General features: G+C 65.6%; 24 protein-coding genes. 17 read left to right on the top strand and 7 right to left on the bottom strand.

Going from position 1 to position 24299, the window contains the following annotated elements; translation table 11 throughout:
• The first annotated feature begins 18 nt into the window (after positions 1 to 18).
• Positions 19 to 1260, top strand: a complete 1242-nt coding sequence (locus U5A65_RS16045) for an MFS transporter (RefSeq protein WP_321946790.1) — start codon at positions 19 to 21, stop codon at positions 1258 to 1260.
• Between the two features lie 333 nt (positions 1261 to 1593).
• Positions 1594 to 1779, top strand: a complete 186-nt coding sequence (locus U5A65_RS16040; protein WP_028203177.1) for a hypothetical protein — start codon at positions 1594 to 1596, stop codon at positions 1777 to 1779.
• An 86-nt stretch (positions 1780 to 1865) separates the two neighbouring features.
• On the opposite strand, the gene U5A65_RS16035 is transcribed toward U5A65_RS16040, so the two are convergent.
• The gene (locus U5A65_RS16035) at positions 1866 to 2903 is read right to left on the bottom strand and encodes a fatty acid desaturase family protein (RefSeq protein ID WP_321946789.1); all 1038 of its coding nucleotides are present in this window, start codon (positions 2901 to 2903) and stop codon (positions 1866 to 1868) included.
• A gap of 160 nt (positions 2904 to 3063) precedes the next feature.
• Positions 3064 to 4107 (bottom strand): L-glyceraldehyde 3-phosphate reductase, encoded by a 1044-nt coding sequence (mgrA, locus tag U5A65_RS16030; protein ID WP_321907368.1) that lies wholly within the window; start codon positions 4105 to 4107, stop codon positions 3064 to 3066.
• A gap of 241 nt (positions 4108 to 4348) precedes the next feature.
• Here mgrA and U5A65_RS16025 point away from each other — a divergent pair, with 241 nt between their 5' ends.
• Positions 4349 to 4555, top strand: coding sequence for a DUF3185 family protein (locus U5A65_RS16025; protein WP_201698297.1), 207 nt, complete (start codon positions 4349 to 4351; stop codon positions 4553 to 4555).
• Positions 4556 to 4589: 34 nt separating this feature from the next.
• On the opposite strand, the gene U5A65_RS16020 is transcribed toward U5A65_RS16025, so the two are convergent.
• On the bottom strand, positions 4590 to 5351 hold the full coding sequence (locus tag U5A65_RS16020) for a phytanoyl-CoA dioxygenase family protein (protein WP_321946788.1): 762 nt from the start codon (positions 5349 to 5351) through the stop codon (positions 4590 to 4592).
• A gap of 539 nt (positions 5352 to 5890) precedes the next feature.
• Here U5A65_RS16020 and U5A65_RS16015 point away from each other — a divergent pair.
• Positions 5891 to 6259, top strand: a complete 369-nt coding sequence (locus U5A65_RS16015; protein ID WP_321907364.1) for a hypothetical protein — start codon at positions 5891 to 5893, stop codon at positions 6257 to 6259.
• 152 nt (positions 6260 to 6411) lie between these two features.
• Here the strand turns inward: U5A65_RS16015 and metK are convergent, their stop codons facing one another.
• Entirely contained in the window at positions 6412 to 7602 is a 1191-nt protein-coding gene (gene metK / locus U5A65_RS16010) for a methionine adenosyltransferase (RefSeq protein ID WP_321907362.1), read from the bottom strand.
• Positions 7603 to 7864: 262 nt separating this feature from the next.
• Here metK and U5A65_RS16005 point away from each other — a divergent pair, with 262 nt between their 5' ends.
• The 9 genes from U5A65_RS16005 (at position 7865) to hslU (ending at position 17377) form a co-directional block, all read left to right on the top strand.
• Positions 7865 to 8752, top strand: a complete 888-nt coding sequence (locus U5A65_RS16005) for a lipid A biosynthesis lauroyl acyltransferase (RefSeq protein WP_321907360.1) — start codon at positions 7865 to 7867, stop codon at positions 8750 to 8752.
• 70 nt (positions 8753 to 8822) lie between these two features.
• On the top strand, positions 8823 to 9689 hold the full coding sequence (gene dapF / locus U5A65_RS16000; RefSeq protein WP_321946787.1) for a diaminopimelate epimerase: 867 nt from the start codon (positions 8823 to 8825) through the stop codon (positions 9687 to 9689).
• Between the two features lie 116 nt (positions 9690 to 9805).
• Positions 9806 to 10489, top strand: coding sequence for a DUF484 family protein (locus tag U5A65_RS15995; RefSeq protein ID WP_321907356.1), 684 nt, complete (start codon positions 9806 to 9808; stop codon positions 10487 to 10489).
• A 57-nt stretch (positions 10490 to 10546) separates the two neighbouring features.
• Complete coding sequence (gene xerC, locus U5A65_RS15990) at positions 10547 to 11449, top strand: tyrosine recombinase XerC (RefSeq protein WP_321907808.1); 903 nt, start codon at positions 10547 to 10549, stop codon at positions 11447 to 11449.
• A gap of 75 nt (positions 11450 to 11524) precedes the next feature.
• Positions 11525 to 12727 (top strand): class I SAM-dependent rRNA methyltransferase, encoded by a 1203-nt coding sequence (locus tag U5A65_RS15985; RefSeq protein WP_321946786.1) that lies wholly within the window; start codon positions 11525 to 11527, stop codon positions 12725 to 12727.
• Positions 12728 to 12957: 230 nt separating this feature from the next.
• A complete protein-coding gene (locus U5A65_RS15980; protein WP_321946874.1) occupies positions 12958 to 14052 on the top strand; it encodes a GTP-binding protein in 1095 nt (364 codons plus the stop codon).
• Between the two features lie 604 nt (positions 14053 to 14656).
• A complete protein-coding gene (gene dksA / locus U5A65_RS15975) occupies positions 14657 to 15076 on the top strand; it encodes an RNA polymerase-binding protein DksA (protein ID WP_028203189.1) in 420 nt (139 codons plus the stop codon).
• A gap of 378 nt (positions 15077 to 15454) precedes the next feature.
• The gene (gene hslV, locus U5A65_RS15970) at positions 15455 to 15991 is read left to right on the top strand and encodes an ATP-dependent protease subunit HslV (RefSeq protein WP_321907352.1); all 537 of its coding nucleotides are present in this window, start codon (positions 15455 to 15457) and stop codon (positions 15989 to 15991) included.
• A gap of 36 nt (positions 15992 to 16027) precedes the next feature.
• Positions 16028 to 17377: an ATP-dependent protease ATPase subunit HslU gene (gene hslU, locus U5A65_RS15965; protein WP_321907350.1), complete on the top strand. Its 1350-nt coding sequence runs from the start codon at positions 16028 to 16030 to the stop codon at positions 17375 to 17377.
• A gap of 67 nt (positions 17378 to 17444) precedes the next feature.
• Here hslU and U5A65_RS15960 read toward each other — a convergent pair whose 3' ends face one another.
• Both U5A65_RS15960 and U5A65_RS15955 read right to left on the bottom strand, forming a co-directional pair.
• A complete protein-coding gene (locus U5A65_RS15960; protein ID WP_321907348.1) occupies positions 17445 to 17987 on the bottom strand; it encodes a response regulator transcription factor in 543 nt (180 codons plus the stop codon).
• Positions 17988 to 18005: 18 nt separating this feature from the next.
• Positions 18006 to 19451, bottom strand: a complete 1446-nt coding sequence (locus U5A65_RS15955) for an ATP-binding protein (RefSeq protein ID WP_321907346.1) — start codon at positions 19449 to 19451, stop codon at positions 18006 to 18008.
• Between the two features lie 117 nt (positions 19452 to 19568).
• Between U5A65_RS15955 and U5A65_RS15950 the strand changes: the two genes are divergently transcribed.
• Positions 19569 to 21242, top strand: coding sequence for a hypothetical protein (locus U5A65_RS15950; RefSeq protein WP_321946785.1), 1674 nt, complete (start codon positions 19569 to 19571; stop codon positions 21240 to 21242).
• Here U5A65_RS15950 and U5A65_RS15945 read toward each other — a convergent pair.
• Positions 21232 to 21468, bottom strand: a complete 237-nt coding sequence (locus U5A65_RS15945) for a cysteine-rich CWC family protein (protein WP_415764966.1) — start codon at positions 21466 to 21468, stop codon at positions 21232 to 21234. The two genes, U5A65_RS15950 and U5A65_RS15945, sit on opposite strands and share 11 nt — an antisense overlap.
• Positions 21469 to 21802: 334 nt before the next feature.
• On the opposite strand from U5A65_RS15945, the gene argB reads away from it, so the two are divergent.
• From argB to slmA, 3 genes are read left to right on the top strand one after another with little or no spacing between them, the layout of a single operon-like run.
• Entirely contained in the window at positions 21803 to 22702 is a 900-nt protein-coding gene (argB, locus tag U5A65_RS15940; protein ID WP_233878880.1) for an acetylglutamate kinase, read from the top strand.
• A gap of 52 nt (positions 22703 to 22754) precedes the next feature.
• A complete protein-coding gene (locus U5A65_RS15935; RefSeq protein WP_321946784.1) occupies positions 22755 to 23555 on the top strand; it encodes a pyrimidine 5'-nucleotidase in 801 nt (266 codons plus the stop codon).
• A gap of 30 nt (positions 23556 to 23585) precedes the next feature.
• Positions 23586 to 24272 (top strand): nucleoid occlusion factor SlmA, encoded by a 687-nt coding sequence (slmA, locus tag U5A65_RS15930; protein ID WP_321907341.1) that lies wholly within the window; start codon positions 23586 to 23588, stop codon positions 24270 to 24272.
• Positions 24273 to 24299: the final 27 nt, after the last annotated feature.

The following is a 24299-nucleotide window of genomic DNA, read 5'->3' as shown; positions in this document are numbered from 1 at the left end:
ATTGCTGGAGATTCACTCGTGACTGCATCACCGGGCGCCTCGCGCAATTCCGCGCCCTCCGCCGTTCCGTACATCGAACGCGGCACCCCCGAATTCTGGCGCGCGAGCCTCGCGCTTCTGTTCGCCGGCTACGCCACTTTTTCGCTTCTCTACTGCGTGCAGCCGCTGCTGCCTGCGTTCTCCGAAACCTTCGGCGTGAGCCCCGCGCAGAGCAGCCTCTCGCTCTCGTTCACCACGGCGGCGCTCGCCATCGCGATCTTCATTGCGGGCTTTGTCTCCGAAGGCTGGAGCCGGCGCGGCATGATGACCGCGTCGCTGTGCGCGTCGTCGCTGCTCACGCTCGCCACCGCCTTCGTGCCGCACTGGCATCAGCTACTCGTGCTGCGCACGCTGCAGGGCATTGCGCTCGGTGGCGTGCCCGCCGTGGCCATGGCCTGGCTCGCCGAAGAAATGCACCCGGACGGCCTCGGCCTTTCGATGGGCCTCTACGTGGGCGGCACGGCCATCGGCGGGATGGCGGGGCGCGTGATCACGGGCATCGTCACCGACCTGTTCGGCTGGCGTGCGGCAGTCGCCGTGATCGGCGTGCTCGGGCTCGCTTCCATGTTGGCGTTCCGCTCGCTCCTGCCGCCCTCGCGACACTTCGTGCCGAAGAGCGGCCTCGGCTTGACGCATCATCGCTCCGCGCTGCTGCGCCATTTCGCGCGGCCGGGGCTGCCCATGCTGTTCGCCATGGGCTTCGTGCTGATGGGCAGCTTCGTCACGCTCTACAACTACATCGGCTACCGGCTGATCGCGCCGCCCTATCGCATGAGTCAGGCAGCGATCGGCGCGATTTTCCTTGTCTACCTGACCGGCGTGGTCGCCTCGCCGTGGTCGGGCCGCATGGCCGACACCTTCGGGCGCGGCCGCGTGCTGGTCGCCAGTCTCGCGCTGATGCTCACGGGCGTCGTGCTCACGCTGTTCGCGCCGCTCGCGGCCATTGCAGCCGGCATCGCGTGCCTGACCATTGGCTTCTTCGCCGGGCATGCGGTGGCGAGCGGCTGGGTTGGACGGCTCGCGCGCGAAGCGAAGGGCCAGGCCGCCGCACTGTACCTGCTGGCCTATTACGTCGGCTCGAGCGTGATGGGTTCCATCGGCGGGCACTTCTGGACTGCGGCGGGCTGGGCCGGCGTGGCCGGCCTCGTGATCGTGCTGCTGGTCGTGGGGCTCGCGCTGGCGCTCAGGTTGCGGGCACGCGAACGCACTGGGGCGGCCTGAGTTCGCGATATCGCCCGACGCGGAACACGACATGCGCACTTGCATCGTTGTGTGCCGCGCGCCGCGGCAATCGAAAGGCGTCCGTAATATTTAGACGACTGGCGAATTGCGCCCCGCGCGCATCGCACTGCAGCGCAACGCCGCTTCTGGCGGGCTTTTGCGGCGCGACATGCGCTTCACGATGCGCGTCACGGCACACACACGCGCCGCCGCGCTCGCCGCCCTCACCTATACTCGATTTCAGGCCCGGGGCCGCAACGTCATGCCATTGGCATGGCAACGAGAACGACAACCATTGCGCGCCCGCGTCGCCCATACGATAAGGAGACGAGCATGGAAGGTTATTTCACGATTGGCGATTTCGTGATGATCATCCCGATGGCCCTCGCTGGCGCGCTCTTTCTTGGCGCGGTGCCGTGCGCGACGGAATTCAGACACAACACGCTACGCGTGATCGGCGCGCTGATCGGCGTGCTCGCAGCCGTTGCGCTTGTCGAGACGCTGCCGGCGCTGATGTAGCCGGCGCAAATTGACGAAGCGGCATCCTCGCGGCGCAACGCGCCGCGGTTTGCGCGTACGCGCGCCATTCGCTCGCACCATCCACCTCAGCCGGGATCGACGCCCGGCTGCAATCCCTTGAACTGACGCAACGCGGCGGCGAGATAGTCCGCCCGCGCCGCCGCGCCTGCGGCCTCTTCGGCGTGCGCGATTGCGGGCAGCGCCGTCCACGGCAGCGTCGGATGCAGATGATGCTGGCGATGCAGGTGATGATTCATGAGCAGCACGCCCAGAACGCGCGGCACACGGAAATCCCGCGCGCGGCCCGGTTCGTCGAGCGCGACGCCGTAGTGCGGCAGGTTATCGGCTACCGATAGCCACAGTCCACGCAGGTACATCGCCGCGAGCAGCACGGGCCAAGCCTTGCCGTACAGCGCGAACGAAGCGGCGTACAGCGCGAGCGAGGCGAGCCAGTCGCGCCGCGCGCGACTGCGCCTCACGGGATCGGCGGCGTGGTTCGCGAAGAGTCGCTGCACCTGCACGCCTTCGCGTCCGTGCGCCCCCACGCCACGCTCGATGATGGCGCGTGCGAGGCGCACGGGCATGAAAGCCAGCAGCGGCAGCAGCAATTCGGCCGCGTACAGGCCGCCCATCAACCGCGCATAGTACAAAACACGGCGACGCCAGCGCGGGCCGCTCGCGTCGTGCAGGTCGTGCACATCAGGGCGGTCGAACGGTTCGCGCGTGAAGCGGTGATGCATCAGGTGTCCGAAACGCACGGCGTCGAACGGCATCGCCAGGCCGATCGCGAGCACCCGCGCGAGCCACTCGTTCACGCGCCGGTCGCGCGAAAGTTGTCCGTGTATGCCTTCGTGGATGAGCCCCCAGTGGATCGGCGTGGCGAGCACGACGGGCGCAAGCGTTGCCAGCAGGGCGAACGTCGGGCCGCCTGCCGCGTCCAGCAAAAGCGGCAAGCCCACGAGTTCGTAGCACAGCGCCGTGAACGCGAACGCAATCATTGCGGCATTTGCGCGAGCCGACGTTGCGGGCTGCGGCGGGCGCATCGCACGTTCGGGCCACCCGGCGGGTTCGGTGCGCGTGGCGGTGGGGGAAAGCGCTTCGGATTCGGCGCTCAAGGACTCCATGGAAATTCCTCGCGGCAAAGGCTGCCGCGACGTTAGCAGGGCCACATGACAAACCGAAGAATGGCGCGCCTCGCTGCCGCCGCACGCACTTTGCCGATCTTTCGCGCATAAAAAAACCGCCTCGCAAGGAGGCGGTTCGTTGTGCCGGGAAGCGTGCCGTTCAGATGTGCTGATCAGTCGACGGCTTCTCCCACAGGTTCACGCCGCCTTCGGTCGCATAGCGGTCGATCTCCGCGAGTTCTTCCTTCGAAAACTCCAGGTTCTTCAACGCCGCAACGTTCTCGCGCACCTGCTCCGCGCGGCTCGCGCCGATCAGCGCCGAGGTCACGCGGCCGCCGCGCAGCGTCCAGGCAATCGCCATTTGCGCGAGGCTCTGGCCGCGGCGCAGCGCGAGGTCGTTGAGCTTGCGCACGTGCTCGATGTTCTGTGTGCTCAGATGCTCGCTCTTGAGCGAGCCGCCGCCCGGGCGGTTCACGCGCGCGTCTTCGGGCACGCCGTTCAGGTACTTGTTCGTGAGCACGCCCTGCGCAAGCGGCGTGAACGCGATGCTGCCCGTGCCGAGGTCCTCGAGCGTGTCGAGCAGTTCTTCCTCGACCCAGCGGTTGAGCATGTTGTACGACGGCTGGTGAATGAGCAGCGGCACCTTGTATTCGGCGAGCAGCTTCGCCATTTCGCGCGTCTTGGCGGGCGAATACGACGAGATGCCGACATACAGCGCCTTGCCCTGCTGCACGGCCGTCGCCAGCGCGCCAGCCGTTTCCTCGAGCGGCGTTTCCACGTCGAAACGATGCGAGTAGAAGATGTCGACGTAGTCGAGGCCCATGCGCTGCAGGCTCTGGTCGAGGCTCGCGAGCACGTACTTGCGCGAGCCGCCGCCCTGGCCGTACGGGCCCGGCCACATGTCCCAGCCTGCCTTCGACGAGATCAGCAACTCGTCGCGGTACGGACGGAAATCGTCCTTGAAAATGCGGCCGAAGTTCGTTTCGGCGCTGCCGTACGGCGGGCCGTAGTTGTTCGCGAGGTCGAAGTGCGTGATGCCGAGATCGAACGCGGTGCGCAGGATGTCGCGCTGGGTCGAGATCGGCGTGGTATCGCCGAAGTTGTGCCACAGACCGAGCGACAGTGCGGGCAGCTTGAGCCCCGACTTGCCGCAAAAGCGGTACTGCATGTCCGAATAGCGTTCTGAGGCTGCTTCGTAAGCCATGGTGATCCTCGGCGAAAACGGGTAGTGAGCGAAGGGATGGGCGCGGGCGCGCTGTGGGGCGTGCTGCTCGCGTGAGGCAGCTATGTTAGCCAATCCGCCCGAGCCGTGCAGATGCCCACTATGCGGGAAAGGCGATGTAAGGTAGGCGAGCGCGCACGCCGGGCTGCCAGAAAACCGTACCCTGGACGCGCCGCGGCCGCTCGCCTACACTGCGGCGTCCATCCTTTGCGAGAGGTTGTTCATGGCCAAAGCGATTTCGATCGCGCTTATCGCCTGTGGCGTCGTCCTGTTGTACTTCGGCGGCCAGTCGCTCCATTCGTTCGCGAACGACATGTCGCGTCTCTTCACCGGCGCGCCCACCAACCGCACGATCCTCCTGATCGGGGGCGGCATCGCGGCAACGCTCGCGGGCATCACCGGCCTCACGATGTCGGGGCGCCGGCGCTAGGCGAACGCCACGCAGCGCCGGCCCGGAACTTTACTCAGAACTTCACCTCGGGCTTGGCCGCCGAGCGCGTGCCCGGCAGCGGCACGTTGCTCGCGCCGTGGTACGTGTACACGAGCGAAAACTTCACCTGATCGCTCTGGTTCTGCCCCGCCGAATGCAGCGTGTTGCAGTGAAAGAAAACCACGTCGCCGGCGGCGAGCGTCGGGGCGATCGCGCGGTCGATCCACGCCTGGTTCTCGGGCAGGTCGGCGCGGAAGAATTTCGCGGCGTCGAAGCGCTCCGAGGTGAACGGCGCCTCGTGCGAGCCCGGCACGAACCACAGGCCGCCGTTTTCCATCTTCTCCGGCCCGAGCGCGAGCCAGACCGAAACGAGGTCGTCGCGCTCGAACGACCAGTAGCGCACGTCGCGGTGCCAGCCCGTGAGGCTGCCGTAGTGCGGGTGCTTCGTCATCATGCAGTTGTGATGCGCGCACGAGAGGACCGGCTCCTCGCCGAAATACAACTCCATCCACCCCGCGATTTCCGGCGACGTGGCCCATTCGCGATACAGCGCGTGGCGCGAGTAAGCGTCGAGCAGGCGCCGCACCGTATGGCCGCCCGGGGCGTCCTTCGATTCGGGCGCGCCCGGGTAGCGCAAATCGGCTTCGAATTCGAGCGGCGCGGCAGCCGCCTGCAACTGCTCCTGCGCAACCCGCTTGATCGCCTCGCAGCGCTCGGGCGAGACGAGCCCCGGCACGACCACGAAGCCGCGCTCGCGCAGCGCCTGCACCTGTTCTTTCTTTGACTGGACTGACATGGGACTTCCGTTATGCGATCTCGATGCGAGCAAGGGCCGCAGCCTGCGTTCGTGGCTTCATTACACGATGACGCGAAACGAAGAGGCTGAGGCGTCGGCGCGCGCCGACGCTTCGATTGTAAAGCGTGCCGGCACGGCGGGAAGGACCACGCGGCCACACGAGGTGGCTCCATGCGCCGCGTCGAGCGAGCCGCACGCGAATGGCGCGCACGCACCGCGATGAGGACAAAGGGTGGGATCGTGTGCATCAAAGGCGCGCAGGGCCGGGTATTAACCGACTTTCTGCGGTCATGATTCGCGTGTAGCCTGTTGCGCATGTTGTTTTACATTGCCGAATTCTCTTCGCATCGACCGATCGCCGTGAACGCCTTGCCGCACAAGGCGCTCCAACAGAAGAATCCGTCGCTTCGCGTCCCACGCCGCGCCATGCGGCCCGTCTCCCGTCCACCCAATTCGTGATGCCCTGGAAGACAGGCACGTTTGCTGCTCGACGCAAAGCGTCGCGCGAGGCGCACCTCGAACCCGATTGCTCAACCGCCATGCATACCCTCTTCGATACTCAACGCATGTCTCACGCCGCCCACACCGCCCTGAAAGCGGCCCGCCCGGCCCGCCGTCATCTGGTGCGTGCACTGCGACACCACGCCGCGCGCACCCGCGCGCTCGCACAACAGGTTCGGGAGACGAAGCCCGTCGACGGCATGCGCACCTGGTTCCACTCGTTCTTCGCCGTACTGCGCATGCGCTCGGGCTCGCGCCACTTCTCGCTGCGCACGCTGCTCTATCGCCCGAACGCGCCGCTGCGCACGCTCGCCGCGCCCACCACGGTGCATGTGGCGCGCAGCACGCGCAAGCCGCGCCGCATGGGCGCGAGCAGCACGGGCTGGTTCGGCTTCGCCATGCGCTAAGACCCGCGCCAGGCCCACGCTGCGCGGTTCGCAGCAGGCACCGCAAAAAACAAAAACCCCGCACGGGCTTGCGCCCTGCGGGGTTTTTTTCGGCACCGCATCGCGCTTGACCGGCGTTGCCGCCGGCCAGCGCGATGCCACCTTGCGAATGCTTACGCGATGGCTGCGCTCACCGGCTCCGTGCCGGCGGCTTCGGCCAGCGCGAGTGCGCGGTCGGTCGCTTCCCACGAGAATTCCGGCTCTTCGCGGCCGAAGTGGCCATAAGCGGCGGTCTTTTCGTAGATCGGGCGCAGCAGGTCGAGCATCTGGATGATGCCCTTCGGACGCAGGTCGAAGTGCTCGCGCACGAGCTTCGTGATGGTCGCATCCGACACCTTGCCGGTGCCGAACGTGTTGACCATGACCGAAGTCGGCTCAGCCACGCCGATCGCGTACGAAACCTGGATCAGGCAGCGCGACGCGAGGCCGGCGGCCACGATGTTCTTCGCGACGTAACGGCCTGCGTAGGCGGCCGAACGGTCCACCTTCGACGGATCCTTGCCCGAGAATGCGCCGCCGCCGTGCGGGGCTGCGCCGCCGTACGTGTCGACGATGATCTTGCGGCCCGTGAGGCCGCAATCGCCCTGCGGGCCGCCGATCACGAAGCGACCGGTCGGATTCACGAGGAACTTGATGTCGCCCTTGATGAGTTCGGACGGCAGCACCGGCTTGATGACTTCTTCGATCACGGCTTCGCGCAGCGTGCCGAGGTCGATGTCCGGCGAGTGCTGCGTGGAGAGCACGACCGTGTCGATGGCGTGCGGCTTGCCGTCAACGTAGCGGATCGTGACCTGCGACTTCGCGTCCGGACGCAGCCAGGGCAGACGGCCGTCGCGGCGCAGGTTCGACTGGCGCTCGACCAGACGGTGCGAAAGGTGGATCGGCAGCGGCATCAGCTCGGGCGTTTCGTCGCACGCATAGCCGAACATCAGGCCCTGGTCGCCGGCGCCCTGGTCGAGGTTGTTGTCGTGCGCGCGGTCCACGCCCTGGGCGATGTCCGGCGACTGCTTGTCGTAAGCGACGAGCACCGCGCAGCCGCGGTAGTCGATGCCATAGTCGGTGTTGTCGTAACCGATGCGCTTGATCGTGTCGCGCGCGACCTGGATGTAGTCGACGTTGGCCGTGGTGGTGATTTCACCGGCGAGCACGACGAGACCCGTGTTGCACAGCGTTTCCGCTGCAACGCGAGAGTACTTGTCTTGCGTGAGGATGGCGTCGAGGATCGCGTCCGAGATCTGGTCGGCGACCTTGTCCGGATGGCCTTCGGAGACGGATTCGGAGGTGAAGAAATAGTCGTTTGCCACGTGTCAGGCTCCTTGTAGCTGGTGACGGTTGAGTTCACGTAGCCAGCTTCGGGAGCTTTGAAGCGGCGACGCTTTAGCGGAATTGCTGCCCGGTTGCTGTCAGTGACTCAGTCATTGACTGGCATCCGGCTTCGCCCCGCAAGTTGTCTATTAACTCGGCGAAGCCCTTATTATAGCGACTTCCTTAAATTGTCGCAGGGTACTCCCGCGTGCCGTTCGTTTCCTTCCTCATCGTTTGCAAGCCTTGCAGCGGAGTTCACGCATGCTAGGCAAACTCGGCTCCCGTTTCGCCATCGGCTTGCTCAAGCTGTTCGCGATCCTGCCCTATGGCTTTGTCGCGCGTCTGGGCGACGGCCTCGGCTGGCTGCTCTACAAGATTCCGAGCCGCCGCAAGCGCGTTGTTCATACGAATCTGCGCTTGTGCTTTCCCGAGTGGAGCGACGAAAAGCGCGAGGAAGTGGCGGGGCAGCACTTCCGTCACGCCATTCGCAGCTACATGGAGCGCAGCGTGCAATGGTTCGCGTCGGCGAAGAAGCTCGAGAAGATCGTCGAGCTCGACAGCGAGATCGATCTCACCGATCCGAACCTGCCGCCCACGCTCTTCCTCGGCTTGCATTTCGTGGGCATCGAGGCGGGCTCCATGTTCCTCAACTACTCGCTGCACCGGCCCTGCGGCTCGCTCTACCAGCCGTTCTCGAACCCCGAGTTCGAAGCCGCGGCGAAGGCGGGACGCAGCCGTTTCGGCGCGGAAATGGTCAGCCGCGCGGACAGCGCGCGCGCCGTGCTGCGCTGGCTGCGCGACAAGAAGCCCGTGATGCTCGGCGCCGATATGGACTACGGCATGCGCAACTCCACGTTCGTACCCTTCTTCGGCGTGCCGGCGTGCACACTCACGGCGGTCGGGCGTTTGGCGAAGGTGGGTCATGCGCAGGTCGTACCGTTCATCGGCGAGGTGTTGCCCAATTACAAGGGTTATCGGCTGAAAGTGTTCAAACCTTGGGAAAATTATCCAACCGGCGACGACGATCTCGACGCGCGCCGCATGAACGCTTTCCTCGAAGAACAGATTCCGCGCATTCCCGAGCAGTATTACTGGGTCCACAAGCGCTTCAAGACGCGGCCGCCGGGCGAACCCAGCGTCTACAGCTGAACGATGCGCTGAACGTTGCGCCCACGCTCGAGGCCCGGGTTTTCGCCCGGGCCTCGCTTACAATAACGGCATGAAACTCAAATTCACCAAGATGCACGGCGCGGGCAACGACTTCGTCGTGCTCGACGGCTACAGCCAGGACCTCGCGCTCACGCCCGAGCGTGTGCGCGCGCTCGCCGACCGCCACTTCGGCATCGGCGCGGACCAGTTGCTGATCGTCGAGAAGCCGACCGTGGAAGGCGTGGACTTCCGCTATCGCATCTTCAATTGCGACGGCGGCGAGGTCGAGCACTGCGGCAACGGCGCGCGCTGCTTCGTGAAATTCGTGCGCGACCGCAAGCTCACTGATTCGAAGCGTGTGCGAGTGCAGGTGCAGAAGGGCACGATCACGCTCGTCGTGCAGGAAAACGGTGAAGTCGTCGTCGATATGGATCGTCCCGAGTTCGAACCCGCGCTCGTGCCGTTCAACGCGAACGGCCTGGAAGGCCGCCGCGAAGGCAACGACACGCTCTGGCCGCTCGACGTGAATGGTGCGCGGCGCTGGGTGTCGGTCGTCTCGATGGGCAACCCGCACGCGGTGCAGGTCGTCGACGACGTCGAAGCGTACCCGGTGAAGGCGGAAGGCGCGGTCATCGAAACGCATGCGCGCTTCCCGAACAAGGTGAATGCCGGTTTCATGCAGATCGTTTCGCGCAACGAAGTGAAGCTGCGCGTATTCGAGCGCGGCGCAGGCGAAACGCTCGCGTGCGGCACGGGCGCGTGCGCGGCCGTCGCGGCGGGCATTCGCCGCGGGCTGCTCGACTCGCCCGTGAAGGTGCACACGCATGGCGGCATGCTGACCATCGCCTGGGACGGCGCGCGCGACGAATCCGCCGCGCTCACCATGGCGGGCCCGGCCGCCACCGTGTTCGAAGGCGAGATCGAGCTGGCCGACTAGCCCGCTTCGGGCCGTGCGGCGCACGTAATGAGAGAACGTCGCGCCGCACGAAAACTCAAACGCATGACAGACTGCGCGCCACCGTGCGCGCCTTACAACTACAACGCGTCCACAACATGAACGATCGCGAAGTTGCCGACTATCTGCTCGCCCACCCCGATTTTTTCGTTGAGCACGCCGAACTGCTCGCGACGATCAAGCTAGGCAATCCGCACGGCAAGGCTGCCGTTTCGCTGCAGGAACGCCAGATGGAAATGCTGCGCGAGAAGAACAAGCATCTCGAGCGCCGTCTTTCGGAACTGCTGCGCTACGGCCACGAGAACGATTCGATCGCCGCGAAGTTCAACCGCTGGACCACGCGCATGATCGCCGAGCGCGACCCGCACGCGCTGCCGCGCTCCATCACGCAGAATCTGCGCGACGTGTTCGACATGCCGCAGGCCGCGCTGCGCCTGTGGGACGTGGCGGAGGCCTACGGGCAGGCCGATTTCGCGCGCCAGACCGGCGAGGAAGTGCGCATCTTCGCGAACAGCCTCGAAACGCCGTACTGCGGCGCGAACACCGGCTTCGAGGCCGCGCAATGGCTCGACTCGACCGACGGCACCGCTGAATCGGTCGCGATCATCGCGCTGCGCGTACCCGCCGTTGCCTCGAACGATGCGCCAGCGGGCGAAGCCTTCGGCCTGCTGGTGATGGGCTCGCCCGACCCGCGCCGCTTCCACGACGGCATGGCTACGGACTTTCTCACGCAGATCGGCGCACTCGCGAGCGCGGCGCTCTCGCGCCTGCTGCCGCACTGACGCTCATCCAGGCCGCCCAACGTGAACCCGACCGATCCGATCGCCGACTACCTCGCGATGCTCGAACACGAGCGGCGGCTCTCGGAGCACACGCTGCGCGGCTACACGCATGAACTCGACGAGCTGAAGAAGCTCGCGGGCGGCAAGCCGCTCGAATCGGTCACGCCCGCGCAAGTGCGCGGCGCGGTGGCGCGCGCGCATGCGGGTGGCCTTTCGGCGCGCTCCATCGCGCACCGGTTGTCGGCCTGGCGCGCCTTCTATCGCTGGCTCGCGGGCCGCATCGAAATCGACGCCAATCCCGTGGCCGCCGTGCGTGCGCCCAAACGCGCCAAAACGCTGCCGAAGGCGCTTTCCGTCGACGATGCCACGCATCTCATGGAAGCGCCCGCCATCGCCGGCGTGGAAGCAGGCGGCCCCGAGGCGTTGCGCGACCGCGCCATGCTCGAGCTGTTCTACTCGTCGGGGCTGCGTCTCGCGGAACTCGTGGGGCTCGATGTGCATTACGTGAAGCGCGACGGCTACGAATCGGCGGGTTGGCTCAAGCGCGACGCCGCCGAAGTCGAGGTGCTGGGCAAGGGCAACCGTCACCGCATGGTACCGGTCGGGCGCAAGGCGCTCGACGCGCTCGACGCCTGGCTCGCCGCCCGCAGCGCCTTCGTGAAGCACGACGACGCCCCGCTCTTTCTCTCCGTGCGCGGCAACCGCATGGCGCCGGGCGTGGTGCGCGAGCGCGTGAAGCGCGCCGCCATCGCGGCGGGCATTCCGGCGAACGTGCACCCGCACGTGCTGCGCCACTCGTTCGCCACGCATCTGCTGCAGTCGAGCGGCGACCTGCGCGCCGTGCAGGAACTGCTCGGCCACGCGAGCATCGCGGCCACCCAGGTCTACACGTCGCTCGACTTTCAGCACCTCGCGAAGGTCTACGACACCGCGCATCCGCGCGCCAAGAAGCGCGATTAAAGCGCGTCGGAGTTCGCGCCACGTGGCTTGCAACGCCACGCGGCGCATGCTCCGTCACCCAGCATTGAAGCCATCATGAATATCGTCACCCTCAAGCCGTCCAAAGAAAAATCCCTGCTGCGCCGCCATCCGTGGGTCTACGCGAACGCGATCGAGCGCGTGGAAGGCAAGCCCGCGCCCGGCGCGACCGTCATCGTGCGCGCGGCCGACGGCCGCTTTCTCGGGCGCGCCGCCTACAGCCCGCATTCGCAGATCCGCGCGCGCGTGTGGAGCTTCGACGAAAGCGAGCCGATCGACCATGCGTTCTTCAAGCGCCGCGTGCAGCGCGCCGTGGCCGACCGCCGCGCAATGGTGAGCGGCACGGGCGCGGTGCGCCTCATCTTCGGCGAGGCCGACGGCCTGCCGGGGCTGATCGTCGATTACTACATCGAAGACGGCGGTGAGAGCCGCGGCCAGCTCGTGTGCCAGTTCATGGCGGCGGGCGTCGAGGCGTGGAAGGAAGCGATCGTGGCGGCGCTCACCTCGGCAACGGGCTGCCCGAACGTGTACGAGCGCTCGGACGTGTCGATCCGCGAAAAGGAAGGGCTCGAACAGATCACCGGCCTGCTCGCCGGCAGCGAGCCGCCTGAAACGATCATCACGAGCGAGAACGGCGTGCGCTATCACGTGGACGTGCGCAACGGCCACAAGACCGGCTTCTACGTGGACCAGCGCGACAACCGCGCGCTCGTGCAGACCTACGCGCGCGAGCGCGAGGTGCTCAACTGCTTCTGCTATACCGGCGGCTTCTCGCTCGCGGCCATGAAGGGCGGCGCAAAACGCGTGGTGTCGATCGACTCGTCGGGCGAAGCGCTCACCACGGCGCAGAAAAACGTCGAGGCGAACGGCTTCGATGCGGCGCTCGCCACCTGGCTCGACGCCGACGCCTTCAAGACGCTGCGCCGCCTCTACGACGAAGGCGAGCGCTTCGATCTCGTGGTGCTCGATCCGCCCAAGTTCGCGGCCTCGCGCGAGCACGTGGACCGCGCCGCGCGCGCCTACAAGGACATCAATCTCACGGGTTTCAAGCTGCTGCGTCCAGGCGGTCTGTTGTTCACCTATTCGTGCTCGGGCGCGATCGATTCGGCGCTGTTCCAGAAGATCGTGGCGGGCGCCGCCGCCGACGCCCGAGTGGACGCGCGCATCCTCAAGCGCCTGGGCGCCGGCGTGGATCACCCGCTGCTCACGGCGTTTCCGGAAGGCGAATATCTGAAGGGCCTGCTGTTGCAAATCGCCTGAAGCGGCCTTATTTGAGCCCTTTCGGCGGCGCGCCGCAGCGCCGCTTTCACGGCGTCTGTTCCCGCCCCGAATGGCGCTCGCCGGTCTCGCACCCGGCCGCCGCATGCGGGCGCGGCGCAGATATGTTTCAATAGGAAGTTATGTTGTAACACTCGAAGGCCGCGACAGCATGAAGCGGCGCGCCCGAACGTACCCCGAACACCTACCAGGCAGACAGCATGGCAACCAGCATGATTCCCGTCACCATCCTGACCGGCTTTCTCGGCAGCGGCAAAACCACGCTGCTCAAGCGCATCCTGAACGAGAAGCACGGCATGAAGATCGCCGTGATCGAGAACGAGTTCGGCGAAGAGAATATCGACAACGAAATCCTCGTGCAGGACAGCACCGAGCAGATCATCCAGATGAGCAACGGCTGCATCTGCTGCACGATCCGCGGCGATCTCTCGCGCGTGCTCGGCGACCTCGCGCAGCAAAAGCGCGACGGCAAGCTGGACTTCGACCGTGTGGTGATCGAAACCACGGGCCTCGCGAATCCGGGCCCGGTCGCACAGACGTTCTTCATGGACAACGAGATCGCCGACGAATTCCTGCTCGACGCGATCATCACGCTCGTGGATGCCAAGCACGGCAACCATCAGCTCGACGAACACGAAGTGGTGCAGCGCCAGGTCGGTTTCGCCGACCGCCTGTTCATCACGAAGGCCGACCTCGTCGACGAACAGGAACTCGCCGACCTGCGTCATCGTGTGCTGCACATGAACCCGAAGGCGCAGATCCGCCAGGTGAATTTCGGCGAGGCCGACATCAAGGAAGTGTTCGACCTGCGCGGCTTCAACCTGAACGCCAAGCTCGAAATCGACCCGGACTTCCTCGCCGAAGACGATCACGACCACGGTCACGCGCACGCGCACGCGCACGCGCATGATCACGCGCATGATCACGATCACGCCGACTGCGACCACGATCACGGCCAGTGCAGCCACGAAGGCCACGACCACGGCCACCACCATCACGCGCACCACGACGACAAGATCAAGTCGTTCGTCTACCGCAGCGACCGCCCGTTCGATCCGAACCGCCTGGAGGACTTCCTCGGCGGCATCCTGCAGATCTACGGCGAGCGCCTCCTGCGCTACAAGGGCGTGCTCTACATGAAGGGCGTGGACCGCAAGGTGGTGTTCCAGGGCGTGCACCAGATGATGGGCAGCGACCTGGCCGCCAAGTGGCTGCCGATCGAGAAGAAAAGCAGCAAGATGGTGTTCATCGGCATCGAGCTGCCGCAGGACCTCATCACCGACGGGCTCGACGCCTGCCTCGCCTGACGGAATCTTCCCGTTTTCCAGGCTTTTTCAGATACGCCCGGCCCACAGCCGGGCGTTTTCGTCTGGATTTTGCGCGCCGCAACGTGGCGCTAGCGCTGCGTCTGCGGCCTGCGCAACGATCTCTTCCCGCTTCGTGCGCCAAATAACGTACCCGACCATCGCTTTTTCACGATTGGCGCGTTATATTTTCTGGATATCGACCGGTCCGCAAACGGCCTGGTGACAGGCGGGCCACTGCAGGGATTTCCCGCTTGCGGCGCAAGTTTGCGGTTCGGTTACAATACGGCCCCACTGGAAGAGAGGTGCCCCGGTTTTCTGCCGAGGGACGCCCCGCCGGCAGCGCATCGCGTCGCAGCGCGCAGTCGGTACGATATATGCCTCAGGAGCATCTGAAGACCGGTTTCCAGAGGAGTTCGGCCCCGCAGCGGCGCTTCGGGCGTCACGACAGTTCATCGTCCGTGCCCGCCAGCGCGCAATAACGGCGCGGTAACTGCGCCTGGCAAAGTGGTAAAGGTTGGTAACGGCCACCGCGGCCACTGCGGGCAACACAAAAGTGCAGGCAAGATGTGCCAGTTTTGCCTCACTCATTGAAGAAGCAAGCCAGATGACGACGAAACGACTCTTGACCGAAGCCGAAATCCTGAAGATGAGCGACAAGGATTACATGAACGAGGATCAGCTCGCCTTCTTCAAGAACCGGCTCGAACAGCTGCAGGCGGAAATCCTCCGCAATGCGGGCCAGACCACTGAGAATCTGCGCGAAACCGTGATCGTTCCCGATCCGGCCGACCGCGCGACGATCGAAGAAGAGCATGCGCTCGAGCTGCGCACGCGCGACCGCGAACGCAAGCTGCTCAAGAAGGTGCAGCAATCGCTCGCGCGCATCGATTCCGGCGACTACGGCTGGTGCGAAGAAACGGGCGAGCCGATCGGCATCCCGCGTCTGCTCGCGCGCCCGACCGCCACGCTCTCGCTCGAAGCGCAGGAGCGGCGCGAACTGCGCCAGAAGCTGTTCGGCGATTGAGCTTTTTTCTGGCCGCGAAGCGCTGCTTGCGCGGCTAGCGACTTGCCTTCCCTGTCGAAGCGCACGGAGCCCCGTGCGCTTTTTTCTTTTGCGCGCGCGTTTTTCTTCGGCCGTCGCCGCCCGTTGCGCGTGCGTGCCCGCGCCGTTGCACACAAGGCCACCGCGCCGTTTTCTGCGCCCGCAGCCCTTGATATGCCCAGCGCCGCCCTAAACTCCAGGTGATATGCGCTCGCAGCGCGCCACAGGCGCGCGCGGCGCACCCGGATTCAGGGCAGTGGCGCCCTAATGCAAAACGCGCGAGCGCCGCTGCGCCCACCGAAAGCGGCAGGCATTCCACCTACGCATCCAACCCGGCATCAACGGTAAAAAGGAACGCACATGGAGCAATTTCACGGCACGACGATCGTATCCGTGCGGCGCGGCGACAAGGTCGCGCTCGGCGGCGACGGCCAGGTCACGCTCGGCAACATCGTCATGAAGGGTGGCGCGAAGAAGGTCCGGCGCATTTACGGCGGCAAGGTCATGGTCGGCTTCGCCGGCGGCACCGCCGACGCGTTCTCGCTGCTCGACCGCTTCGAAGCCAAGCTCGAAAAGCATCAGGGCAACCTCACGCGCGCCGCTGTCGAACTCGCCAAGGACTGGCGCACCGACCGCATGCTGCGCCGCCTCGAAGCCATGCTGATCGCCGCCGACGCGACCACGACGCTCGTGATTACCGGCAACGGCGACGTGCTCGACCCCGAAGAAGGCATCTGCGCGATCGGCTCGGGCGGCGCGTATGCGCAGGCCGCGGCACGCGCGCTCGTGGACAACACCGAACTCTCGCCGCGCGAGATCGTCGAAAAGTCGCTCGAAATCGCGGGCGACATGTGTATCTACACGAATCACAACCGCGTGATCGAAACCATCGAATAACTCGCGAAACCGCCGGACAGACGAGAAGGAATCAGGATGAGCACCATGACCCCCGCCGAGATCGTCTCGGAACTCGACAAGCACATCATCGGCCAGGCGAACGCGAAGAAGGCCGTGGCCGTCGCGCTGCGCAACCGCTGGCGCCGCCAGCAGGTCGCCGACCCGCTGCGCCAGGAAATCACGCCGAAGAACATCCTCATGATCGGGCCGACGGGCGTCGGCAAGACCGAGATCGCGCGACGCCTCGCGAAACTCGCCGATGCGCCGTTCATCAAGATCGAAGCGACCAAGTTCACTGAAGTGGGCTACGTGGGCCGCGACGTGGACAGCATCGTGCGCGATCTCATCGAGATTTCGGTGAAGCAGACGCGCGAAACGGAAATGCGCAAGGTGCGCAGCAAGGCCACCGACCAGGCCGAAGACCGCATCCTCGACATCTTGCTGCCGAGCGCGCGCCCGGTAGGCTTCGGTTCGTCCGACGCAACGAGCCACGCCGAAGGCAGCGACAATGCCACACGTCAGACCTTCCGCAAGCGCCTGCGCGAAGGCCAGCTCGACGACAAGGAAATCGAGCTCGATGTCGAGCAGCCGCAAGTGGGCATGGACATCATGGGGCCGCCGGGCATGGAAGACATGACCGAGCAGATCCGCTCGATGTTCGCCAACCTCGGCGGCGGCAAGAAAACGCGGCGCAAGCTCAAGGTGAAGGAAGCGCTCAAGGTCCTGACCGACGAAGAAGCGTCGAAGATGCTCAACGACGAAGAGGTCAAGACCAAGGCCGTGCAGAACGTCGAGCAGAACGGCATCGTGTTCCTCGACGAAATCGACAAGATCGCCTCGCGCAACAACGAAGGCAGCGGCGGTGAGGTTTCGCGCCAGGGCGTGCAGCGCGATCTGCTGCCGCTCGTGGAAGGCACGACCATCAACACGAAGTACGGGATGGTGAAGACCGATCACATCCTGTTCATTGCGAGTGGCGCATTCCACCTCGCGAAGCCGAGCGATCTGATCCCCGAACTGCAGGGCCGTTTCCCGATTCGCGTGGAACTCGACTCGCTCTCCGTGAAGGACTTCGAAGCGATCCTGGTCGCGACGGATGCGAGCCTCGTCAAGCAGTATCAGGCGCTGCTCGCAACCGAGGACGTGCAGCTCGATTTCGCCGAAGACGGTATTCGCCGCCTCGCGGAGATCGCCTACTCCGTGAACGAGAAGACCGAGAATATCGGCGCGCGCCGTCTGTACACGGTGATCGAAAAGCTGCTGGAAGACGTGTCGTTCGCAGCGGGCAATCACGCGGGCAAGAGCGTGACGATCGACGCGGCCTATGTCGACAAGGCGCTCGGCGAAGTGGCGCAGGACGAAGACCTGTCGCGCTACGTGCTCTAAGCGCGAAACATGACGCATGAAAAAGGGACCCCGCGGGGTCCCTTTTCTTTTGCCGCGTCTGGCGTGCTTACTGGCGCACCGGGCGCTTTGCGAGCTTGCGCTGCAGCGTGCGGCGGTGCATGTTGAGCGCGCGCGCCGTGGCCGAGATGTTGCCGTTGTGCTCGGCCAGCACGCGCTGGATGTGCTCCCATTCGAGGCGCGCCACCGAGAGCGGCGCGGGGTGCTCGATGGCTTCTTCGGCCTGCATGGCGCTCGCATCGCTTTGGAGTGCCGAGAGAATCATCTCGACGTTCGCGGGCTTGGCGAGATAGTTGTCCGCACCGTCCTTCACGGCTTGCACCGCCGTGGCGATGCTCGCGTAACCCGTGAGCACGAGCATGCGCGAGTCCGGCTGCAGTTCGCGCAGCGGCGCGATGAGCGACAGGCCTGAATCGTTGCCGAGATGCAGGTCCACGGTGATCTGCGAGAACTTTTGCTGGTTGGCGAAACGAATCGCCTCTTCCGCATTGTGTGCCTGCTTCACCTCGAAGCCGCGCCGCGTGAGGCCGCGCGTGAGGATGTCCGAGAACACTTCGTCGTCGTCGATGACCAGAAAACTCATTTCGCTCATGCCTAATTCTCCGTGTTGTTACGCGGCGTCGGGCCGGCTAGGCCCCTCGCCTGATCCAATCTCCAAACCCGCGGACGCTGCGCCTTCTCGCGCCGCCGCTGCCGGGTTCGCCTGACCCGCCTCACCCGCCTTGACCTGCTTTGCCGGCAAGCGCAGCACCGCACGGGTGCCGCGCGCGCGGCGCGTGCGCATGCCGCTGCCGGTCGCGGCGCCGGCCGGCGTCTCGTCGTCTGCGCCGCTCACGTCGCCCGACGCGCTGCCGGGCGACGTGACATCGTTGAGCTCGATCGAGCCGCCAAGCCGCGCCGCAGACGAAAACGCCAGATACAGTCCGACGCCGTGACCGCCCTGGGTGCTATCTACAGGCGCGGCGCCAAGCGATGCGCGCAGCGATGACGGAATGCCGGGCCCCGCATCGCAGACTTCGAAATCGACGTAGCCGGCTCGCGCGGCCGCATAGGCGCGCAAGGTCACGAAATCGCGGCTGGCGCGTGCGGCATTGTCGAGCAGGATGGTGAGAATCTGCCCAACGGCGACGGTATCGTCGAGCGCAAAGTCGCCCGGTCCATTGTCGAGGAGTTCGAACTTCACATGCGGATGGCGCAGGCGCCATTGCTCGACGAACGGCCCGAGCCATTCGCTCACGAGCTGGCGCGCGCCCGTGGACGAAGCGCGGCTTCTGAGCCGTGCGAGCGCCGAGGTGCAAAGCGAGATCTGCTTGTCGAGCAGTTCGAGGTCGGCGCAATACGGCGCGAGGCCCTTGTCGGTGCGCGCGACATCGCGCAGTTCCTCGGTGAGCATGGCGATGGTCGACAGCGGCGTGCCGATCTCGTGCGCCACGGTGGCGGCCTGCACGCCCAGCGCCACGGCGCGCTCGTCGCGCAACAGGCGCTGCTGCGCGTCGCCAAGCGCTGTGTCACGTTGACGCAGCGCGCGCGACATACGCGCGACGAACCACACGATCAGGCACACGCTCACCATGAAGTTCACCCACATGCCCGCGCGATAGTAGTCGAACAGGTTGGCGGGATTGTCGAGATTGAGCGGCACGTTGTCGAAGCCGAGCAGCACGTAGCAGGCCACGGCGAAGGCCGCGAGCCACGCGGTCAGATACCACGGCAGCACGGCGGCCGCGATGGCGAGCGAAGGCAGATAAAGCGAGACGAACGGATTGGTCGTGCCGCCGGAAAGGAAGAGCAGCGCGGAAAGCGCGCCGAGATCGACCCAAAGCTGGCCGAACAACTCGAGATTCGACTCGGGCCGATCCTGCGTGACGCGCAGCCAGGTCACGCCGTTGAACGCCACTTCCATGGCGATCACGAACAGCATGGCGGGCAGCGGCAACTGCACGCCGATGAAGAGCTGCACGAACGCGATCGTGCAGAGCTGGCCGATGATGGCGAGACTGCGCAGCCAGAACAGATGGCTGAGATTGACACGAGCACTGACGGTTATGCGATGCATGCTGTCAGTTTACCGGTTAAGACTTGTCTGATTCATCATCTTGAAAAGGTTTGCTTCAATCTATGTCATCCGCCGACGACATTTGCGTCGGCGCTTTCTGACAAGCAAGAACGAATCATGCAGACCTCGCTTCCTGACGTGCTCCAACCTGTGCGCAGTCTCTTTCTCGATTTCATCGACGCGGCCGCCGCCGGTGCGACCGCGCAGGCAACCGATGCGTCCGCACACGAATTGCTGGCCGCCGCGCGCACCTTGATGCGTGGCTTCGACGACGACACGCTCATGCTCATCGCGGCCCGCGCACAGGATAGCGCCTTGGCGGAAGAAGCCGTGCGCGTGAGTACCGCGCTCGCCCGGCTCGCGCCGGAGCGGGCCGCCGCGTGGTTCGCCGCGGGCCTCGCGCTGCAGTTTGCAAACCGTCATGCCGAAGCGGTAGAACCTTACCGTCACGCGCTGGCGATCGCGCGTACGTTTCCAAATCTGCGCAACAATCTTGCAACGGCTTTGATGCAGATCAATTTTGGAGATGCCCAGATTCTGCCGCTGCTGGAAGAAACGGTTGCCGAAGCGCCCGGTGACGCCAATGCCTGGATCAACCTTGCGCGCGTATTCCCAACGGATAGCGACCCGGCGCGTTCGATCGAAGCCAGCCGACGGGCGCTCGAACTCGCGCCTCAGAGCCCGCTTGCCCTGAACAACTACGCGATGGCCTGCAAGGAAGCCCGGCAATGGGACGAGGCCGAACGCGCCGCGCGCGCCGGTTGCCAGTATGCGCCCAACGACGCATCGCTACGCGTGAACCTGTCGATGACCCAGCTTCTAAGGGGCAACTATGCGCAAGGCTGGCCCGGACATGAGTTGCGCTGGAGCGGGGCGAGCGAACTGGCCGCGGGCCGCCCGGTCTTTCCGAAGCCTGAGTGGCGCGGCGAGCCACTCGCGGGACGCACGTTGCTGGTATGGGGCGAACAGGGCATGGGCGACCTGCTGCAGTTCTGCCGCTACGTGCCCATGCTCGCCGAGCGCGTGCATCGCGAAGGCGGCCGGCTCGTCTGGAATTCGTTCCCGCAGATGGGTGCGCTGCTCGAGCGCAGCCTGGGCAGTCATTGCGACCTGTACAGCGTGGGCGGCCCCGTCGAAAACCTGCCGCCGTACGATTGCGAAGTCTCGCTGCTGAGCCTGCCGCTCATCTTCGGCACTCAGGAAGCGACGATCCCCGGACCCACCGGTTACCTCAAGGCCGACCCCGAGGCGGCGGCGCACTGGCGCGAACGCCTGGCGGGCGAAAAGCGCCTGAAGGTCGGGCTTGCGTGGACAGGCAGCCTCACGCACAAACGCAATCCGTTTCGTCGCGTCGGGCTCGACCGGTATGCCCGGCATTTCGCAGGCATCGAGGGCGTGGCGTTCTACTCGCTGCAGCCCGGCGCAGAGGAAGACATCGCCGCGGCACGCCATGCCGGCTTCGAGGTGGACGACTTCAGCGCGCAGTGGAAAACCTTCGACGACACCGCAGCGTTCATCGACTCGCTCGATCTGGTGATTTCCGTGTGCACGTCGAGCGCCCACCTCGCGGGCGCGCTCGGCAAGCGCACCTGGGTGTTGCTCGACGTGAATCCGCATTGGGTCTGGCTGCTCGATCGCAGCGACAGCCCGTGGTATCCGAATACCCGGCTGTACCGGCAAAAGACCTTCAAACAGTGGGAGCCCGTGCTCGACGAGGTCAGCGCCGATCTCGCGGCGCTTGCGCGTGGTTCGCAACGCAGTGCGCAAGCGGGTGCGCGGGTCAAGGCATAGCGCGCCTGCCCTTCGGCGCGGCTCCCAAGGCCGGAGCTGCCGCCGCCGCGAGGCATTCGGGGCAGAGGCACCGCCCGCGCGGGTCGAGTTCGCTCACAGGCAAGGCGGGCAGCGACTTGCACCAGCAATCGAAGGGTTCGGTGTTCCTGCCGCAGTCGAAGCTTTTCCCGCAGCGCGGGCAGCGGGCGCTTTTCATGCCTGTGGCGGACACGGCGGAGGCGGTCATGGCGCGCACTCCTCTCGAAGCCATGGGTTGGCGACACAGAGATGATGCCACAGCCCGCGCGCTTGCCCTTCGCCGGGTTCGCCACGGGCCGCCTTCGCCACCCGCCGCTTTCTCCCGATTTCGCCCCGTTTTACCGCGCTGCCGGCGCGATGGCGTCCATGTTGCGCACGCGCCGCGCCGCCCGTCCGACGTGCGTCGTTTCCCCGCCGTTTTCCCTGTTGCACCGCGCCAGTCCTGTACAATCCGGCCTGTTTCGACCGTTTTGCGGCCGCGTTTTTCGTCCGCGGATCTTCGTCCGCGAGTTTCGTCCGTTTTTCGTCCAGTCTCCGCCGCCATGTCCGAGCCTCTCGACCTTTCGCAGATCGCACCCACCCTGAAAGCCGAAATTCTGGCCGAAGCGCTGCCTTACATCCGTCAGTACCACGGTAAAACCGTCGTCATCAAGTACGGCGGCAACGCCATGACCGAAGAGCGTCTCAAGCAGGGCTTCGCGCGCGACGTCATCCTGCTCAAGCTCGTGGGCATCAATCCGGTCATCGTGCACGGCGGCGGCCCGCAGATCGACACGGCGCTCAAGAAGATCGGCAAGCAAGGCACGTTCATCCAGGGCATGCGCGTGACCGACGAGGAAACCATGGAAGTCGTCGAGTGGGTGCTCGGCGGCGAGGTGCAGCAGGACATCGTCACGCTCATCAACCACTTCGGCGGCCACGCGGTCGGCCTGACCGGCAAGGACGGCGGCCTGATCCACGCACGCAAGCTGATGATGCCGGACCGCGACAACCCCGGTCAGTACATCGACATCGGCCAGGTGGGCGAAGTCGAGGCGATCAACCCGGCAGTCGTGAAGGCGCTGCAGGACGACGCGTTCATTCCGGTGATCTCGCCGATCGGTTTCGGCGAAGACGGCCTCTCGTACAACATCAACGCCGACCTCGTGGCGGGCAAGCTCGCGGTGGTGCTCAACGCCGAAAAGCTCGTGATGATGACGAACATCCCCGGCGTGATGGACAAGGCGGGCAATCTGCTCACCGACCTCTCGGCCCGCGAGATCGACGCCCTGTTCGAAGACGGCACGATCTCGGGCGGCATGCTGCCGAAGATCTCGTCCGCGCTCGACGCGGCCAAGAGCGGCGTGCGCTCGGTTCACATCATCGACGGCCGCATCGAGCACTCGGTGCTGCTGGAAATCCTGACCGAACAGCCGTTCGGCACGATGATCCGCTCGCATTAAGCGAGCGCCCACCGGCGGCGGCTGCGTGCCGCCGTCGCGTCTCACGCACGAGATGACCGACTCCAGCCTTCATGCCAGGCGTGTCCGGCATCGGCCGCGCCGCGTCGCCCGCACGCCGGGCGTCGCCTCTCGCGGCCCGGTCTACGGCGCCCCCACCTCTCGCGGCCCGGTCTGGCTCTTCGATCTCGACAACACGCTGCACAACGCGTCGCGCGCGATCTTCCCAGCCATCAACGCCGGGATGACGCAGTACATCGTCGACGCACTCGGCGTGAGCCGCGACGAAGCCAATCACCTGCGCACGAGCTACACGCGCCGCTACGGTGCGACGCTGCTCGGCCTCACGCGCCACCATCCGATCGACCCGCACGACTTTCTCAAGGTCGTGCACACGTTCGACGACCTGCACGGCATGCTGCACGCCGAGCGCGGGCTCGCGCGCACGCTCGCCGCGCTGCCCGGGCGCAAGATCGTCCTCACCAACGGCCCCGAAGACTACGCGCACGCGGTGCTCGCAGCGCTCGGCATCGAGCGGCTCTTCGAACGTGTGATCGCCATCGAAGGCATGCGCTCGCGCAGCCACTGGCGCGCCAAGCCCGACTGCGGGATGTTGCGCGGCACGCTGCGCCGCGCGGGCGTGGCGCTCGCGGACGCCATCCTGGTCGAAGACACGCGCAGCCACCTCAAGCGTTACCGGCGCCTTGGCATCCGCACCGTCTGGATCACCGGGCATTTGCCGGCGCATCTGCCGGGCACCGGCAGGCCTCACTATGTCGATCGTCGCATTCGTTCGCTAAAATCCCTGAAACCAGGCCTGCAGTCGGGACGCTCGAAGTCAAACGGGGGAGCGTAAGCCCAGGGGCCAACGCCAGGGACGATATCCATGCAGCCGACAGAAACGCGTGAAGCAGTCGAAGCAGCAGAATCGCCGGGCGCGGCCCGCCGCGCCCCCCGCCCGAAACCGGGCGAACGCCGTATCCACATTCTCCAGACGCTCGCCACCATGCTCGAGGCGCCGCGCGGCGAGAAAATCACCACGGCGGCACTCGCCGCGCGCCTCGGCGTTTCCGAAGCCGCGCTGTATCGCCATTTCGCGAGCAAGGCCCAGATGTACGAGGGCCTGATCGATTTCATCGAGCAGACGCTCTTCGGGCTCATCAACCAGATCGTCGAAAAAGAGCCGAGCGGCGTCCTGCAGGCGCGCGCGATCGCTCTCATGCTCGTCAACTTTTCCACGCGCAATGCGGGCATGACCCGCGTGCTGACCTGCGAGGCCCTCGTGGGCGAGCACGAGCGCCTCGCCGAGCGCGTGAACCAGATGCTCGATCGCGTCGAGGCGTCGCTGCGCCAGTGCCTGCGCGTTGACCTCGCACAAGAGGCGGAGCGTAAAGCGATCTCGGGGTCTGACCATGTCAACGCGAAGCCCGCCGCCAAGGGATACGATCCAACCGTACGTGCGAATCTGGTCGTGCGTTATGTGATCGGCTGCTGGCATCGCTATGCGCAAAGCGGTTTCACGCGTTCGCCGAGCGAGCACGCCGAAGAGCAGATCCGCATCATTCTTCAATAGCGCGGCCGCGCGGCGTTTTTCCGTGGC

Origin of the sequence: Paraburkholderia sp. J10-1, from assembly GCF_905220165.1 — a bacterium.
Taxonomy (GTDB): Bacteria; Pseudomonadota; Gammaproteobacteria; order Burkholderiales; family Burkholderiaceae; genus Paraburkholderia.
The sequence above is the reverse complement of the archived record's forward strand: the minus strand, read 5'-3'. Positions and strand labels throughout refer to the sequence as shown.

What these genes read in the sequence shown, in the direction of transcription:
- U5A65_RS16040 (WP_028203177.1), top strand. Translation starts at nt 1,594, where the DNA reads ATGGAAGGTTATTTCACGATTGGCGATTTCGTGATGATCATCCCGATG.
- U5A65_RS16035 (WP_321946789.1), bottom strand. Translation starts at nt 2,903, where the DNA reads ATGGAGTCCTTGAGCGCCGAATCCGAAGCGCTTTCCCCCACCGCCACG.
- mgrA (WP_321907368.1), bottom strand. Translation starts at nt 4,107, where the DNA reads ATGGCTTACGAAGCAGCCTCAGAACGCTATTCGGACATGCAGTACCGC.
- U5A65_RS16025 (WP_201698297.1), top strand. Translation starts at nt 4,349, where the DNA reads ATGGCCAAAGCGATTTCGATCGCGCTTATCGCCTGTGGCGTCGTCCTG.
- U5A65_RS16020 (WP_321946788.1), bottom strand. Translation starts at nt 5,351, where the DNA reads ATGTCAGTCCAGTCAAAGAAAGAACAGGTGCAGGCGCTGCGCGAGCGC.
- U5A65_RS16015 (WP_321907364.1), top strand. Translation starts at nt 5,891, where the DNA reads ATGCATACCCTCTTCGATACTCAACGCATGTCTCACGCCGCCCACACC.
- U5A65_RS16005 (WP_321907360.1), top strand. Translation starts at nt 7,865, where the DNA reads ATGCTAGGCAAACTCGGCTCCCGTTTCGCCATCGGCTTGCTCAAGCTG.
- dapF (WP_321946787.1), top strand. Translation starts at nt 8,823, where the DNA reads ATGAAACTCAAATTCACCAAGATGCACGGCGCGGGCAACGACTTCGTC.
- U5A65_RS15995 (WP_321907356.1), top strand. Translation starts at nt 9,806, where the DNA reads ATGAACGATCGCGAAGTTGCCGACTATCTGCTCGCCCACCCCGATTTT.
- xerC (WP_321907808.1), top strand. Translation starts at nt 10,547, where the DNA reads ATGCTCGAACACGAGCGGCGGCTCTCGGAGCACACGCTGCGCGGCTAC.
- U5A65_RS15985 (WP_321946786.1), top strand. Translation starts at nt 11,525, where the DNA reads ATGAATATCGTCACCCTCAAGCCGTCCAAAGAAAAATCCCTGCTGCGC.
- U5A65_RS15980 (WP_321946874.1), top strand. Translation starts at nt 12,958, where the DNA reads ATGATTCCCGTCACCATCCTGACCGGCTTTCTCGGCAGCGGCAAAACC.
- dksA (WP_028203189.1), top strand. Translation starts at nt 14,657, where the DNA reads ATGACGACGAAACGACTCTTGACCGAAGCCGAAATCCTGAAGATGAGC.
- hslV (WP_321907352.1), top strand. Translation starts at nt 15,455, where the DNA reads ATGGAGCAATTTCACGGCACGACGATCGTATCCGTGCGGCGCGGCGAC.
- hslU (WP_321907350.1), top strand. Translation starts at nt 16,028, where the DNA reads ATGAGCACCATGACCCCCGCCGAGATCGTCTCGGAACTCGACAAGCAC.
- U5A65_RS15960 (WP_321907348.1), bottom strand. Translation starts at nt 17,987, where the DNA reads ATGAGCGAAATGAGTTTTCTGGTCATCGACGACGACGAAGTGTTCTCG.
- U5A65_RS15955 (WP_321907346.1), bottom strand. Translation starts at nt 19,451, where the DNA reads ATGCATCGCATAACCGTCAGTGCTCGTGTCAATCTCAGCCATCTGTTC.
- U5A65_RS15950 (WP_321946785.1), top strand. Translation starts at nt 19,569, where the DNA reads ATGCAGACCTCGCTTCCTGACGTGCTCCAACCTGTGCGCAGTCTCTTT.
- U5A65_RS15945 (WP_415764966.1), bottom strand. Translation starts at nt 21,468, where the DNA reads ATGACCGCCTCCGCCGTGTCCGCCACAGGCATGAAAAGCGCCCGCTGC.
- argB (WP_233878880.1), top strand. Translation starts at nt 21,803, where the DNA reads ATGTCCGAGCCTCTCGACCTTTCGCAGATCGCACCCACCCTGAAAGCC.
- U5A65_RS15935 (WP_321946784.1), top strand. Translation starts at nt 22,755, where the DNA reads ATGACCGACTCCAGCCTTCATGCCAGGCGTGTCCGGCATCGGCCGCGC.
- slmA (WP_321907341.1), top strand. Translation starts at nt 23,586, where the DNA reads ATGCAGCCGACAGAAACGCGTGAAGCAGTCGAAGCAGCAGAATCGCCG.